Below are 12,210 nucleotides of genomic sequence, written 5' to 3' on the forward strand. Positions count from 1 at the left end.
TTTTTTAATGATACGGCGACCACCGAGATCTACACCGACAACCCGATCACGCTGTCGGTGCTGGCGTTCCAGATGGCCTTCCGGGATCCGAGCGTCGCGGGGGCCGAGTACCCGGAGCTGCTCCTGCTGCGGCTCCTCATCGCAGCCCTCCTGGGCCTCGTGCTCGCGTTCTTCGCGCAGCGCGCCTTCGCCCGCATGCAGGGCAGTTTCGCGCAGGAGCTGTGATGACGACCGACTCGACCATCGGCGCACCGCCGGACGTGATCGTGCTGGACGATGTCGCGAAACGCTTCGTCATCCGCAAGGACCGCTCGCTGAAGGAGCGGATCGTCACCCTCGGCAACGGGCGGCGCCACCGCGAGGACTTCTGGGCGCTCGACGGCGTCTCGCTCACCCTCGAGGCCGGGTCGACCATCGGGCTCATCGGCCACAACGGTTCGGGCAAGTCGACCCTGCTCAAGGTCATCGGCGGGATCCTCGAGCCGACCCGCGGCACGGTGGCGCAGCGCGGGCGCGTCGCGGCGCTGCTCGAGCTCGGGGCCGGCTTCCACCCCGACCTCACGGGGCGCGAGAACGTCTACCTCAACGCGTCGATCCTGGGCCTCAGCTCCGAGGAGGCGAGCGCGCGCTTCGACGAGATCCTCGAATTCTCGGGCATCGGCGACTTCATCGACACGCAGGTCAAGTTCTACTCCTCCGGCATGTACGTGCGCCTGGCGTTCGCGGTCGCGATCAACACGGATCCCGACATCCTGCTGGTGGACGAGGTGCTCGCCGTCGGCGACGAGGCGTTCCAGCGCAAGTGCCTCGACAAGATCCGCGAGTTCCAGCAGCAGGGACGCACCATCGTGCTGGTGACCCACTCGCTCGGCCAGGTCCTCGAGCTGTGCGATCGGGCCGTCGTGCTCCACCACGGCAAGGTCGCCGCAGACGGCGACCCGCGGATGGCCGTCGCGCTCATGCGCGACCTGCTCGAGGAGCGGCGACTGGCGGAGGAGGACCACCGCGAGCAGAACCGCACCGGCTCCGCCCGGATCGTGTCGGTATCGGCGGCGGCGTCCGGACGGGGAGCAGCCGAGGTGGTGTCCCCGGGCGACGACCTCGACATCGACATCGAGCTGACCGCGGACGAGGCCCTGGACGACTGGTTCCTCGGCGTGCAGATCGACTCCTCGCTCGGACAGGTCGTCTACGGCACCACCACGAAGCGGCTGGGAGTCGAACTGGGGCAGCTCACGGGACCCCGCCGCCTGCGGGTGCGCCTCGGCGACGCGCGGTTCGGCCCCGGCAAGTACTTCGTCAACGTGTCGATCATCGACGGCGTCGGCCGCCACGTCGACGACGCGGTGCAGGCGGCCTCGTTCAACACCGCCGACGACGGCCTCGCGGTCGGGGTGATCCACACCCGACCGGAGCTCACGGAACTCGACGCGTGAACGCCCGGGTCGCCGTGGTGACGGTGAGCTACAACTCGGCTCGGGTGCTGCCGGAGTTCCTCGCCTCGATCCCGCCCGCCGGAGGCGCCGAGCCGATCGTGATCGCCGACAACGCCTCACCCGAGTTCGGCGACACCGAGCGCATCGCGCGCGAGCACGACGCCCGCGTGCTGCGGCTCCCCGACAACCGCGGCTACGGCGGTGCCGTGAACGCGGCGATGGCCACGCTGCCCGACGAGACCGAGTACGTGGTGATCGCGAACCCGGATGTCGTGCTGCACGCCGAGGCGATCACCCGACTCGTCGCGGTCGCCGATCGCACGCCCGGCGCGGGGGCGGTGGGGCCGCAGATCCTCGACCCCGACGGCACCACGTATCCGTCGGCCCGGCGTCTGCCCTCGCTGCGCACCGGGGTGGGCCACGCCCTGTTCGGGCCCGTGTGGCCGGGCAACCCCTGGACCCGCTCGTACCGCGAGGACCGGCAGGAGCCGGTGGAGCGCGACGCCGGCTGGCTCTCCGGCGCCTGCCTGCTCGTGCGGCGCCGCGCCTTCGCGCAGATCGGCGGCTTCGACGAGGGCTACTTCATGTACTTCGAGGACGTCGACCTCGGCAAGCGCCTCGGCGACGCGGGGTGGAGCAACCGCTACGCCCCGGACGCCGTGGTGACCCACAGCGGCGCCCACTCCACCTCGGGTTCGAAGGGTGCGATGGCCCGCGCCCACCACCGCTCCGCCTACCGCTACGTCGCACGGCGCTACTCGAGCTGGTACCTCGCCCCCGTGCGGCTCGTGCTGCGGGTGGGGATCGCGCTGCGCGAGGCGATCACCGTCCGCTGAGGTTCAGCGCTCGCGCCGCAGCCAGTCGTAGAAGGTCGCCTTGATGTCGCCCTGGCCGTGGAACTGGTTCGTCTCGTGCAGCACGAACTCGATGCGGGTGTCGAGCTTGCGCAGCACGAGGCCCCGCTCGACCGCGTAGTAGCTCAGCCAGATGTCGTCGAGCATGCGGAACTCGTCGGGGATGTCGGTGAAGAACCGGGGGTCGGCGACGACGGCCGACGACATCACCGATCCGCCCGGGCCGACGTGGTCGACGGGTTCGCCGACCTCCGCGAGGCGCCGGTCCCAGTAGTAGCCGCTCTGCATGCGCCACGCCCACCACGCCGTCACGGCGCCCGGGTCGTACTGCCGCAGCGCATCCGAGACGAACGACGGCGTGACGTCCTCGTCGTCGTCGAGCACGATCACCGGGTGCCCGGGGGCCGCGATCTCGAGCTTGCGGGCCCAGTAGAAGCGCGCGATCGAGCCGATGTTGTGGGGCGACTTGACGATCGAGGCGCCGCGCAGCGCACCCGCGGGCGCGAACTCCTCGAGCGCGGCGAGATAGCGCGGGTGATCCTCGCGGCGGTTGTTCCAGAGGTAGAGGCGCACGCCGTCCGGGTGGTCCTGGGCGTCCAGCAGGCGCAGCACGTCGCCGATCCGCTCCGGGCGGTTCCAGAGGCACATCAGCACCGGGGTGCCGCCGTCGCCCCAGGCGAAGTCGCGCGAGCGGAACCAGCCGCGGATGAGCGCAGACCGGACGAGGTGCCGCGCGCCGCGCCGCATCCGGAGGTTCCACGACATCCCGCCAGCCTATCGGCGGGAGCGCGGGTCGCAGCTCCGGTCAGCCGAGGAACGCGTCGGCCGACCAGTCCTGGATGGGGGTCGGCACGACGCCGAGGACGGCGCGCGCCCGAGCCGTGTCGGCCCACACCCGATCACGCGGGCCCGTCTCGTCGACGACGTGCACCCGCGCGATCCGCGCGACGAGGTCGACGAGGGCGCGATTGCTCGTCGCCGCGCCCGAGCCGACGTTGACCCGCGTGTGACCCGGAGCGACGGCGGCGTCGACCGCGGCGACGACCGCGCGGGCGACATCGGCGGGGGTCACGTAGTCGCGCACGAAGTCGTCGAGGCCCCGGAGTCGCACCGGTTCCGCCTCCGTCGACCGCACGAGACGTTGCGGAAGCGAGCCGGGCAGCTCCGGACCGCTGACGTTGAAGATCCGCAGCGAGAGCGCGGTGACGGCGTCGCCGAACGCGTCGAGCACCTCCTCCGCGCGCACCTTGCTGCGACCGTACGGGGTCGTCGGCGCGACGGCCTCGTCCTCGCGGGCCGGCGACTCGCGTACGGATGCGTACACGGCCGCGGACGAGGCGAACACGAGCCGGGCGCCGACCGACGCCGCCGCATCCGCCACCCGTCGGGTGCCCTCGACGTTGACCTCGTCCAGGTCGTCGGAGGCACCGGGCAGCAGCGCAGCCAGGTGCACGACCACCCCGGGTCGCAGCCGCTCGACGAGAGCCCGCACCTCGGCCTCTCGCCGGATGTCGAGCGGATGCTCCCGCGACGCCCGGGATGCGCTGGCGACCTCGCGGCCCGCCGCCCGCAGCGCCGCGACGATCGGGCGTCCGAGGACGCCGTCGCCGCCCGTCACGAGCACGGGGACGGTCATCGGATGGCGAAGCCCATCGCCCGCAGCGCGTCGACGACCTCGGCATCCGTGGAGGCCGATGCGGCGCACGCGGCCACGAGCGCGCGGATCCCCTCCGGGGTGACCGACGCCGGCTCGCTCTCGCGCAGCACGAAGATCTTGTCGTTCGCGGTGCCGGCGACGAGCTCGGGGTCGTAGCTCAGCTCCTCGTAGAGCTTCTCGCCCGGGCGCAGACCGGTGAACACGATCTCCACGCCCGGCGCCACCGTGCGCACCAGGCTGCGCGCCAGATCCTGGATCCGCACCGGCTCGCCCATGTCGAGCACGCAGATGTCGCCGCTGCGACCGACGACCGCCGACTGGATGATCAGCTGGCTCGCCTCGTCGATGGTCATGAAGAACCGGGTGACCTCGGGGTCCGTGACGGTGATCGGTCCGCCCTCGCGGATCTGGCGGCGGAAGGTCTCCATGACGCTCCCGTTGCTCTGGATCACGTTGCCGAACCGCACCGTCGAGAACTGCACCTGGGGCGCCCGGGCGGCCCAATCGGCCACGAGCAGCTCGCCGAGGCGCTTGCTCGCGCCCATGACGTTGACGGGGTTGACGGCCTTGTCGGTCGAGACGTAGACCACGTGCGAGACTCCGTGCGCGACCGCGAGCTCGAGCACGGCGTCGGTGCCGCCCACGTTGTTCGCGATCGCCTCGCCGGGGTTCTCCTGCATCAACGGGACGTGCTTGTAGGCCGCCGCGTGGAAGACGAGCTCCGGGCGATGGCGGGCGAAGACCGCCTCCATGCGGGCGCGGTTCTTCACGTCGGCGACGACGAACTCGGTGCCCTCGGCCGCCTCGAGCCGATGCTGGAGGCGGAACACGCCGTTCTCCCACCAGTCGACGCACACGACCTCCGCGGCGCCGAGCGCCGAGAGGAGCCCCGCGAGGCGCGAACCGATCGAGCCGGCGGCACCCGTCACGAGCACCCGGCGCCCGCGGACCAGGTCGCGCGCGCCCTCCAGGTCGTGCTTCACCGGACGGCGGCCGACGAGGTCGAGCACGTCGACGTCGCTCAGGTCGTCGACGGCGACCGTCTCACGGCTGAGGGTCTGATAGGTGCGCGGGATGATCGAGAACGCGACGTCCGAGGTGTCGAGCACCTCCAGGAACGCCCGCAGCGAGGCGGCGTCGATCGACGGGATGGCGAAGTAGACGGCGTCGACCGCCTCGGCGCGCACCACCTCGTTGACCTCCGACAGGGTGCCCCGCACATCGGAGGCGGTCTCGACGTCGTCGAGGAAGCCGACGACGACGTCGCCGTGCTGCTGCGCGTCGGCGGCGAGCGCCTGCCCGGCGGTGCCGCGGCCGACGATGAGGATCCGCCGTGCAGTCATCAGGCGCGCGCGAGCAGCTTCTCGAGGTAGCTGCCGTACCCGCTCTTCCTGAGCGGGGCCGCCAGGCGCGCGAGCTGCGCGTCGTCGATCCACCCGGCGCGCCAGGCGATCTCCTCGATGCATCCGATCTTGAAGCCCTGGCGGTCCTCGATCACGCGCACGTACTCCGACGCCTGCATCATCGACTCGAACGTGCCGGTGTCGAGCCACGCGGTGCCGCGGTCGAGCACGTGCACCTGCAGTTTGCCCGCCTGGAGGTAGCGGTCGTTGACGGTCGAGATCTCGAGCTCGCCGCGAGCGCTCGGCTCGATCGTCTTCGCGATGCCGATGACGTCGTTGTCGTAGAAGTAGAGGCCGGGCACCGCGTAGTCGCTCTTCGGCGTCGTGGGCTTCTCCTCGATCGACACCGCGCGGAGCTCGTCGTCGAACTCGACCACGCCATAGGAGGTCGGATCGGCGACCTGGTAGGCGAAGATCAGCCCACCGTCGATCTCGCCGTGCTTGCGCAGGTTCGATCCGAGGCCCGAGCCGTGGAAGATGTTGTCGCCGAGCACGAGCGCGACGGAGTCGTCGCCGATGAACTCCTCGCCGATGATGAACGCCTGGGCGAGCCCGTCGGGCGAGGGCTGGATCGCGTACTCGATCCGCATGCCGAGCTCGGAGCCGTCGCCGAGGAGGGCGCGGAACTGCTCGTTGTACTCGGGGGTCGTGATGACGAGCACCTCGCGGATGTCGGCCATCATCAGCGTCGAGAGCGGGTAGTAGACCATCGGCTTGTCGTAGATGGGCATGAGCTGCTTCGAGATGCCCTTGGTGATCGGCCAGAGCCGCGTTCCGGACCCGCCGGCCAGGATGATGCCCTTCATCGGGCGCTCTTCGCGTCGAGCGATGCGTAGTAGGCGAGGGCCGCATCCCAGGTCGGCAGCAGCCCCTGCGCCTCCGCCTCCGCGAGGGTCGGAGCGGCCAGGTCCTTCGGCGACAGCAGCGGCTCGCCGGCCTCGGCGGGGAACTGCAGCCCGATCACGGGGTCGAGGGGGTCGATGGCGTGCTCGGCCGTTGGGTTGTAGACGTCGGTCACGAGGTAGCTCACGACCGCGTCGTCGCTGAGGGCGACGAACGCGTGCCCGAGCCCCTCGGCGATGTAGATCGCGCGGCGGTCGACGTCGTCGAGGCGCACCGCATCCCACCGACCGAACGTCGGCGAACCGATGCGGATGTCGATCGCGAAGTCGAGCACGGCGCCGTGCGTGACGGTGACGTACTTCGCCTGGCCGATCGGGAAGTCGGCGAAGTGGATGCCGCGCACCACTCCGCGCTTCGAGACCGAGGTGTTCGCCTGCCGCAGATCGATCGGGTGGCCGACGGCCTCCGCGAGCCGGTCGAAGCGGTACCACTCGAGGAAGACCCCGCGGTCGTCGCCGTGCTTCTGCGGCGTGATCTCCCACGCCCCGCGGACGCTCAGTTCTCGGATCTGCACCCGACGATCCTAGTCGGTGCCGCTGGGGCCGCCCGGCGGGGGCGACCCCGGCGGATTCAGCAGGAGACGAGCTGTGCGACCGAGTTCGTGAGGGAGGCCGTGCCGCCGAACAGGGTCACGCGATCGACGTCCCGCGCGGCGAGCTGCGCGAGCACGCTCGCGGGGACGCACGAGCCCGGGGTGCCGTAGAGGGGCGCCCCCTTCGTCGCCGCGAGCACGGAGCCCGCGAGGGCGTCGGGGAAGTTCAGCCCCGTCGCGATGAAGGCGTCGCCGAGGGTGCCGCTCGGGAACGCCTGGGCGTTGATGTTGGCCGAGGCCTCGAAGCGGTCGGCGCCGGAGATGCGCTGCACCGTGAAGCCCGCGCCCTGGAGCGAGGTGAGGATGCCGTTCGACACCGAGTTCGGTCCGCCGGCGATGAGCACCGTGGTCGTCCCGAGCGAGTGCAGCAGGTCGATGGTCGCCTGGTCGGCCGAGGTGGAGACGCCGTTCACGAGCACGACCGGTCGCCCGAGCGACCCGCCTGCGGCGCCCGCCGAGAGCGCATCCGGGAAGTTGAGGCCGGTCGCGAGGTACACCGTCGGGGCTCCGCTGCCGAGGAACCCGCTCGAGACGATCGCGCGGGATGCCGCGAAGCGGTCCGACCCGCCGAGGCGGTCGATCACGAGCCCGCTGCCGAGGGCGGAGCGCAGCTGGCCCTCGATCGCCACCGGCACGGATGCGGGACCGCCCACGATGACGACGCGGTCCGGCGAGAGCCGCTGCAGCTCGGTCACCACCGAGGAGGTCAGGCCCCCGGGCGGGGTCAGCAGCACGGGCCCGCCGAGCTTGGCCGCGAGGGGCCCGGCCGAGAGCGCATCCGGGAAGTTCATCCCGGTCGCGAGGAACACCGTGTCGACGGTCGTCGCGAAGGTGGCCTGCGAGATCGCGACCGCCACCTCGTAGCGGTCGGCTCCCGCGATGCGGTCGACGGTCGGCGCGGTCGCGGTCGCGTACCAGGCGCCCGCGGTGATGCGCACCTGCGCCGTGGCGCCGGTGGCCGAGACGACCTCGACGTGCACGCCCTGATCGGCGGTGTGGAACGCCTCGCCCGCGTCGAGGGCGAGCTCGCGACGCGTCGACCCCGTCGGCATCGCGAAGGCCTGCAGCTCGTACGCGCCGCCGTCGAGCACCAGCCGGCTCACCAGCACCCCGGTGCCCGCCGAGATGGTGTGCGACGCGTCCGGATACGACGCCGAGTTGAAGTAGCTCGAGGTGTAGAAGGCGCCGCTGTCGCCGCCCGTGCCGTTGCGGTACTCGACGTAGTAGACGGCGCTCGGGTCGTAGGGGTCGACCACGCGGACGCCGCGCACCCCCGAACCGGCCGTGACCGCGTTCAGCGCCACGGTCGACTGGGTGGCGATGCCCGAGGTGCGGGTCACGGTGGGCACCTCCGACCCGCCGAGGAAGCCGAGCTCGTAGCGGCGCGGCATGCTGAGCGCCGGCGCCGGCTCGTCCGACCATCCGTAGCCCATCACGTCGTAGATGTCGGCGTACTCGTAGGTGTCGCAGCCGCTCGGCGTGACGCGTCCCGCGGAGGTCGGGCACCAGTCGATGTTGCTGTGACCGAGTCCCAGGTTGTGGCCGATCTCGTGCGACAGGCCGGGCACGAGCACGTTGGCGTTCTCGGGGATGATGACGGCGCCGCCGTCGCCGTAGTCGCCGATGCTGCCGAGGCCGGAGAAGGCGCCCCCGCAGATCGAGGGGGTGATCACGACGAGATGGTGGTTCGTGGACTGCCAGTAGTAGTTCGAGCTGTGCCCGAGCGCGACCGAGATCTGCCCCCAGAAGGTGAACAGGTTGCTCGCGATCGCCGAGCAGCTCGACCCGGTCGCCAGGGCGGTGGTGGACGCGCGGGAGAACGACGTGATGTCGCCGTCGCTCTGGGCGACCCACCACGCGAGCGAGGAGGCGAGATCCGTCTCGAGGGCGCTCGTCGAGCGGGCGGGGGCGACACCCTGCACGGTGAGCACCACGAGGTCGGCGTCGCGCACCGACGCGACCGAGATCGCTCCGACCGCGAGACCGCGCGCGCCCTCCGGGGCGGCGTCCGCGGCGACCGCGTCGCCCACCGGATCGCCCGTGCGGGCGCCCTCCGGCAGCTCCCCGAGGTACGGCTCGATCCCCGAGCCGGTGTCGACGGCGACGGAGACGGAGGCGCCGTCCTCGTGGTCGACGGATGCGACGAGAAGCGTTCCCGACGGGTCCGCGGACACGACGGTGGGCGCTGCACCTCCCGCGACGAGCAGGACGGTGGCGAGCGCGGCGACGACGGTATTCACGTGATGGTTCCCCCCGGGTTCGGACGCTAGGGGATGCACCGCGGACGCGTCCAGTCCCCCTTCGCGGTACCTCGGTAGACTCCCTGAGCAGTTCCGCACAGAAAGCGACCCCCTCGACCCCATGCGCATCCTCGTCACCGGCGGAGCCGGTTTCATCGGCTCGAACTTCGTGCACCACCTCGTCGAGCGCACCGACCACACGGTGACCGTGCTCGACAAGCTCACCTACGCCGGCAACCTGGCGTCCCTCGACGGCCTGCCGGAGGACCGGGTGGCCTTCGTGAAGGGCGACATCGCCGACGCCGGCCTCGTCGACGAGCTCTTCGGGCGGCACGACGCCGTGGTGCACTACGCGGCCGAGAGCCACAACGACAACTCGTTGAACGACCCGCGTCCGTTCCTCGACACCAACATCGTCGGCACCTACACGCTGCTGGAGGCGGCCCGCCGGCACGACATCCGCTTCCACCACATCTCGACCGACGAGGTCTACGGCGACCTCGAGCTCGACGACCCGGAGCGGTTCACCGAGGACACGCCCTACAACCCCTCGAGCCCGTACTCCTCGACGAAAGCCGGCAGCGACCTGCTGGTGCGGGCCTGGGTGCGCTCGTTCGGCGTGCAGGCGACCATCTCCAACTGCTCCAACAACTACGGCCCCTACCAGCACGTCGAGAAGTTCATCCCCCGGCAGATCACGAACGTGCTGCGCGGCGAGCGGCCGAAGCTGTACGGCACGGGCGAGAACGTGCGCGACTGGATCCACGCCGACGACCACTCCTCGGCCGTGCTGACGATCCTCGAGAAGGGCGTCATCGGCGAGACCTACCTCATCGGTGCGGACGGCGAGAAGAACAACAAGGAGGTCGTCGAGCTGATCCTCACGGAGCTCGGCCGGGAGGCGACCGCCTACGACCTCGTCACCGATCGCCCCGGGCACGACCTGCGGTATGCGATCGACTCGAGCAAGCTGCGCCGGGAGCTCGGATGGGCCCCTCGCTTCGGCGACTTCGCCGCCGGTCTCGCCGCCACGATCGCCTGGTACCGCGAGAACGAGGCCTGGTGGGCGCCCCAGAAGGAGGCGACCGAGGCGAAGTACCGGGCGTCGGGCCAGGCATGACCCGCTACCTGATCGCCGGCGCCCACGGGATGCTCGGCCACGATCTGCAGGAGGCGCTCGCGGGTCGCGACGTCCGCGCGCTCGGACGGGCGGAGCTCGACATCACGGACGCCGACGCGGTCTCCCGCGCGGTCGCGGGAGCCGACGTGGTCATCAACGCGGCCGCCTACACGGCCGTCGACGCCGCGGAATCCGACGAGGAGTCCGCGTACGCGATCAACGCGACCGGTGCCGGCCTGCTCGCCTCCGCCGCGGCGGAGGCCGACGCCCGGTTCGTGCAGGTCTCGACCGACTACGTGTTCCACGGCGACGCCTCCTCCCCCTACCCGGAGGACGCGCCGCTCGACCCGCTCGGCGCCTACGGACGCACCAAGGCGGCCGGGGAGCGCCTCGTGCGCTCCGCCCACCCGGGCGCCCACATCGTGCGCACGGCCTGGCTCTACGGCCGGCACGGCGCCAGCTTCCCGCGCACGATGCTGCGACTCGCGGCCGAGCGCGAGACGGTCTCGGTGGTCACCGACCAGCTCGGGCAGCCCACGTGGACGGGCGATCTGGCCGCCGCGATCGTGTCGCTGCTCGACGCGGACGCCCCGGCGGGCACCTACCACGGCACCAACGGCGGCGAGGCGAGCTGGTTCGGGTTCGCACGCGCCGTCTTCGAGATCGCCGGGCTCGACCCGGAGCGGGTGCAGCCGACCGACAGCGCCTCCTTCGTGCGGCCGGCGCCTCGCCCGGGGTACTCGGTGCTCGGCCACGACGCCTGGACCCGGGTCGGCCTCACCCCGCCGCGCGCGTGGCGCGACGCCCTGGCGGCCGCCTGGGAGTCGGGCGCCCTGGCGGGCTAGCGGGCCGCACGCCGACAGTTCCGACGATCGAGGAGGTCCGATGGTGCAACGGCTCAACGTCGTCCTCGACGGGCTGGACGGCCCGCCGAGCGCTCTGCGCCGTTCCGCCGAGGAGCTGACCGGCGCCCTGATCGCGCAGGCTCCCGACGGATGCGAGGTCGCTGCGATCATCGCCTCCTCCCCCGAGCCCGTCTACGCGCACATCGTCGAGCGCCTGCCCGGTCTGGCATCGCTCGAGAAGAGCGCGCTCGCCCGGCGGGAGCTCGCCGCGAGCTGGCGGGGAGGGTTCGCGCGGGTCCACGGGATGACGCACGCCGTCAACCTGCTCGCTCCTCTCGCGGCCCACGACCGGCTGAACGGCTCGGCGCAGCTCACCGTCACCGTCCACGACGCGATCGCGTGGACGCATCCGGAGCTGCTCGACTCCGGGCGTGCCGGGTGGACCCGCGCGATGGGGCGGCGTGCCGAGCGGTACGCCGACGCCGTCGTGGTGCCCAGCCATGCGGTCGCGGCGGAGCTCGGCGAGGCGCTCGACCTGGGCGACCGCATCCGCATCGTGCCGGGGGCGCCGAGCGCCTCGCTGCTGCCGACGGGTGATCCGCGGCGTCGCGCCCGCGAGCTCGACCTCCCCGAGCGCTACCTCCTCACGGTCGCGGGGCCCGAGCCGCGCAAGGACCTCGCGACGACCCTGGCGGCCGTCTCCCTGTCGTCATCCGGGCTGCCGCTCGTCGTCGCGACCGCGGACGCCGAGGGCGTGCGCGCGCTCGCCGCCGAGGCCGGGACGACACCCGAGCTGCTGCACGTCGTCGACACGCCTCCGGATGCGGATCTCGGCGTGCTCTACCACGGAGCCCACGCCTACCTGTGCTCGAGCGTCGCCGAAGGCTTCGGGCTCGCCGTGCTGGAGGCCCTCGCCTTCGGGCTCCCCGTGGTGCACACCTCGCTCCCCGCCCTCGACGAGCTGACCGCGGGCGCGGCGATCTCGGTGGAGCGCGACGATCCGCACACCCTGCCCGCGCGGTTGGCGGAGGCGATCGACGCGATCGACGGCGAGCTCGCCGACCGGCTCTCGACGGCCGCGGGCGACCGCTCGCGCGCCTTCTCCTGGCGCGACTCGGCCGACAAGATCTGGCAGCTGCACGCCGACCTCTGAGGCGCGC

At 71.8% G+C, this 12,210-nt stretch carries 12 protein-coding genes (1 of these 12 only partly in view); 6 read left to right on the top strand and 6 right to left on the bottom strand.

The window, feature by feature from the left end; all coding sequences use genetic code 11:
• The 3 genes in view from NUH29_RS07940 to NUH29_RS07950 are tightly spaced (each overlapping or abutting the next) and all read left to right on the top strand, a layout consistent with a single transcriptional unit that may run on beyond the window.
• A protein-coding gene (locus NUH29_RS07940) for an ABC transporter permease (RefSeq protein ID WP_444544370.1) crosses the window boundary here: on the top strand, positions 1-225 show its 3' portion. The gene continues 711 nt to the left of window position 1, outside the view; the window shows 225 of its 936 coding nt (coding positions 712-936); its start codon lies beyond the left edge, outside the window; the stop codon is at positions 223-225.
• Positions 225-1,436 carry an ABC transporter ATP-binding protein gene (locus NUH29_RS07945; protein WP_258798526.1) on the top strand — a complete coding sequence of 404 codons (1,212 nt, stop codon included), beginning with the start codon at positions 225-227 and terminating at the stop codon, positions 1,434-1,436. Before NUH29_RS07940 ends, NUH29_RS07945 begins: the two co-directional genes overlap by 1 nt.
• A complete protein-coding gene (locus NUH29_RS07950) occupies positions 1,433-2,272 on the top strand; it encodes a glycosyltransferase family 2 protein (protein ID WP_258798527.1) in 840 nt (279 codons plus the stop codon). The genes NUH29_RS07945 and NUH29_RS07950 overlap by 4 nt, the downstream gene beginning before the upstream one ends.
• A 3-nt stretch (positions 2,273-2,275) precedes the next feature.
• Here the strand turns inward: NUH29_RS07950 and NUH29_RS07955 are convergent, their stop codons facing one another.
• The 6 genes from NUH29_RS07955 to NUH29_RS07980 are packed head-to-tail and all read right to left on the bottom strand — an operon-like array spanning position 2,276 to position 9,085.
• Entirely contained in the window at positions 2,276-3,055 is a 780-nt protein-coding gene (locus NUH29_RS07955) for a hypothetical protein (RefSeq protein ID WP_258798528.1), read from the bottom strand.
• 40 nt (positions 3,056-3,095) lie between these two features.
• Entirely contained in the window at positions 3,096-3,926 is an 831-nt protein-coding gene (locus NUH29_RS07960) for an NAD-dependent epimerase/dehydratase family protein (RefSeq protein WP_258798529.1), read from the bottom strand.
• Entirely contained in the window at positions 3,923-5,290 is a 1,368-nt protein-coding gene (locus NUH29_RS07965) for a polysaccharide biosynthesis protein (protein WP_258798530.1), read from the bottom strand. Before NUH29_RS07965 ends, NUH29_RS07960 begins: the two co-directional genes overlap by 4 nt.
• Positions 5,290-6,156, bottom strand: a complete 867-nt coding sequence (rfbA, locus tag NUH29_RS07970) for a glucose-1-phosphate thymidylyltransferase RfbA (RefSeq protein ID WP_258798531.1) — start codon at positions 6,154-6,156, stop codon at positions 5,290-5,292. Before rfbA ends, NUH29_RS07965 begins: the two co-directional genes overlap by 1 nt.
• A complete protein-coding gene (gene rfbC / locus NUH29_RS07975) occupies positions 6,153-6,767 on the bottom strand; it encodes a dTDP-4-dehydrorhamnose 3,5-epimerase (protein WP_258798532.1) in 615 nt (204 codons plus the stop codon). The genes rfbA and rfbC overlap by 4 nt, the downstream gene beginning before the upstream one ends.
• Positions 6,768-6,823: 56 nt before the next feature.
• Positions 6,824-9,085, bottom strand: a complete 2,262-nt coding sequence (locus tag NUH29_RS07980) for a cell wall-binding repeat-containing protein (protein ID WP_258798533.1) — start codon at positions 9,083-9,085, stop codon at positions 6,824-6,826.
• A gap of 121 nt (positions 9,086-9,206) precedes the next feature.
• On the opposite strand from NUH29_RS07980, the gene rfbB reads away from it, so the two are divergent.
• From rfbB to NUH29_RS07995, 3 genes are read left to right on the top strand one after another with little or no spacing between them, the layout of a single operon-like run.
• Positions 9,207-10,205: a dTDP-glucose 4,6-dehydratase gene (gene rfbB / locus NUH29_RS07985; RefSeq protein ID WP_258798534.1), complete on the top strand. Its 999-nt coding sequence runs from the start codon at positions 9,207-9,209 to the stop codon at positions 10,203-10,205.
• Positions 10,202-11,050 carry a dTDP-4-dehydrorhamnose reductase gene (gene rfbD / locus NUH29_RS07990; RefSeq protein ID WP_258798535.1) on the top strand — a complete coding sequence of 283 codons (849 nt, stop codon included), beginning with the start codon at positions 10,202-10,204 and terminating at the stop codon, positions 11,048-11,050. Before rfbB ends, rfbD begins: the two co-directional genes overlap by 4 nt.
• Before the next feature lie 40 nt (positions 11,051-11,090).
• A complete protein-coding gene (locus tag NUH29_RS07995; protein WP_258798536.1) occupies positions 11,091-12,203 on the top strand; it encodes a glycosyltransferase family 4 protein in 1,113 nt (370 codons plus the stop codon).
• The last annotated feature ends 7 nt before the right edge of the window (positions 12,204-12,210 follow it).

Origin of the sequence: Protaetiibacter mangrovi (assembly GCF_024752305.1) — a bacterium.
GTDB lineage: Bacteria > Actinomycetota > Actinomycetes > Actinomycetales > Microbacteriaceae > Homoserinibacter > Homoserinibacter mangrovi.

Excerpts from the sequence above, each read along its gene's own strand:
- NUH29_RS07945 (WP_258798526.1), top strand. The coding sequence starts at position 225 with ATGACGACCGACTCGACCATCGGCGCACCGCCGGACGTGATCGTGCTG.
- NUH29_RS07955 (WP_258798528.1), bottom strand. The coding sequence starts at position 3,055 with ATGTCGTGGAACCTCCGGATGCGGCGCGGCGCGCGGCACCTCGTCCGG.
- NUH29_RS07960 (WP_258798529.1), bottom strand. The coding sequence starts at position 3,926 with ATGACCGTCCCCGTGCTCGTGACGGGCGGCGACGGCGTCCTCGGACGC.
- NUH29_RS07965 (WP_258798530.1), bottom strand. The coding sequence starts at position 5,290 with ATGACTGCACGGCGGATCCTCATCGTCGGCCGCGGCACCGCCGGGCAG.
- rfbA (WP_258798531.1), bottom strand. The coding sequence starts at position 6,156 with ATGAAGGGCATCATCCTGGCCGGCGGGTCCGGAACGCGGCTCTGGCCG.
- rfbB (WP_258798534.1), top strand. The coding sequence starts at position 9,207 with ATGCGCATCCTCGTCACCGGCGGAGCCGGTTTCATCGGCTCGAACTTC.
- rfbD (WP_258798535.1), top strand. The coding sequence starts at position 10,202 with ATGACCCGCTACCTGATCGCCGGCGCCCACGGGATGCTCGGCCACGAT.
- NUH29_RS07995 (WP_258798536.1), top strand. The coding sequence starts at position 11,091 with ATGGTGCAACGGCTCAACGTCGTCCTCGACGGGCTGGACGGCCCGCCG.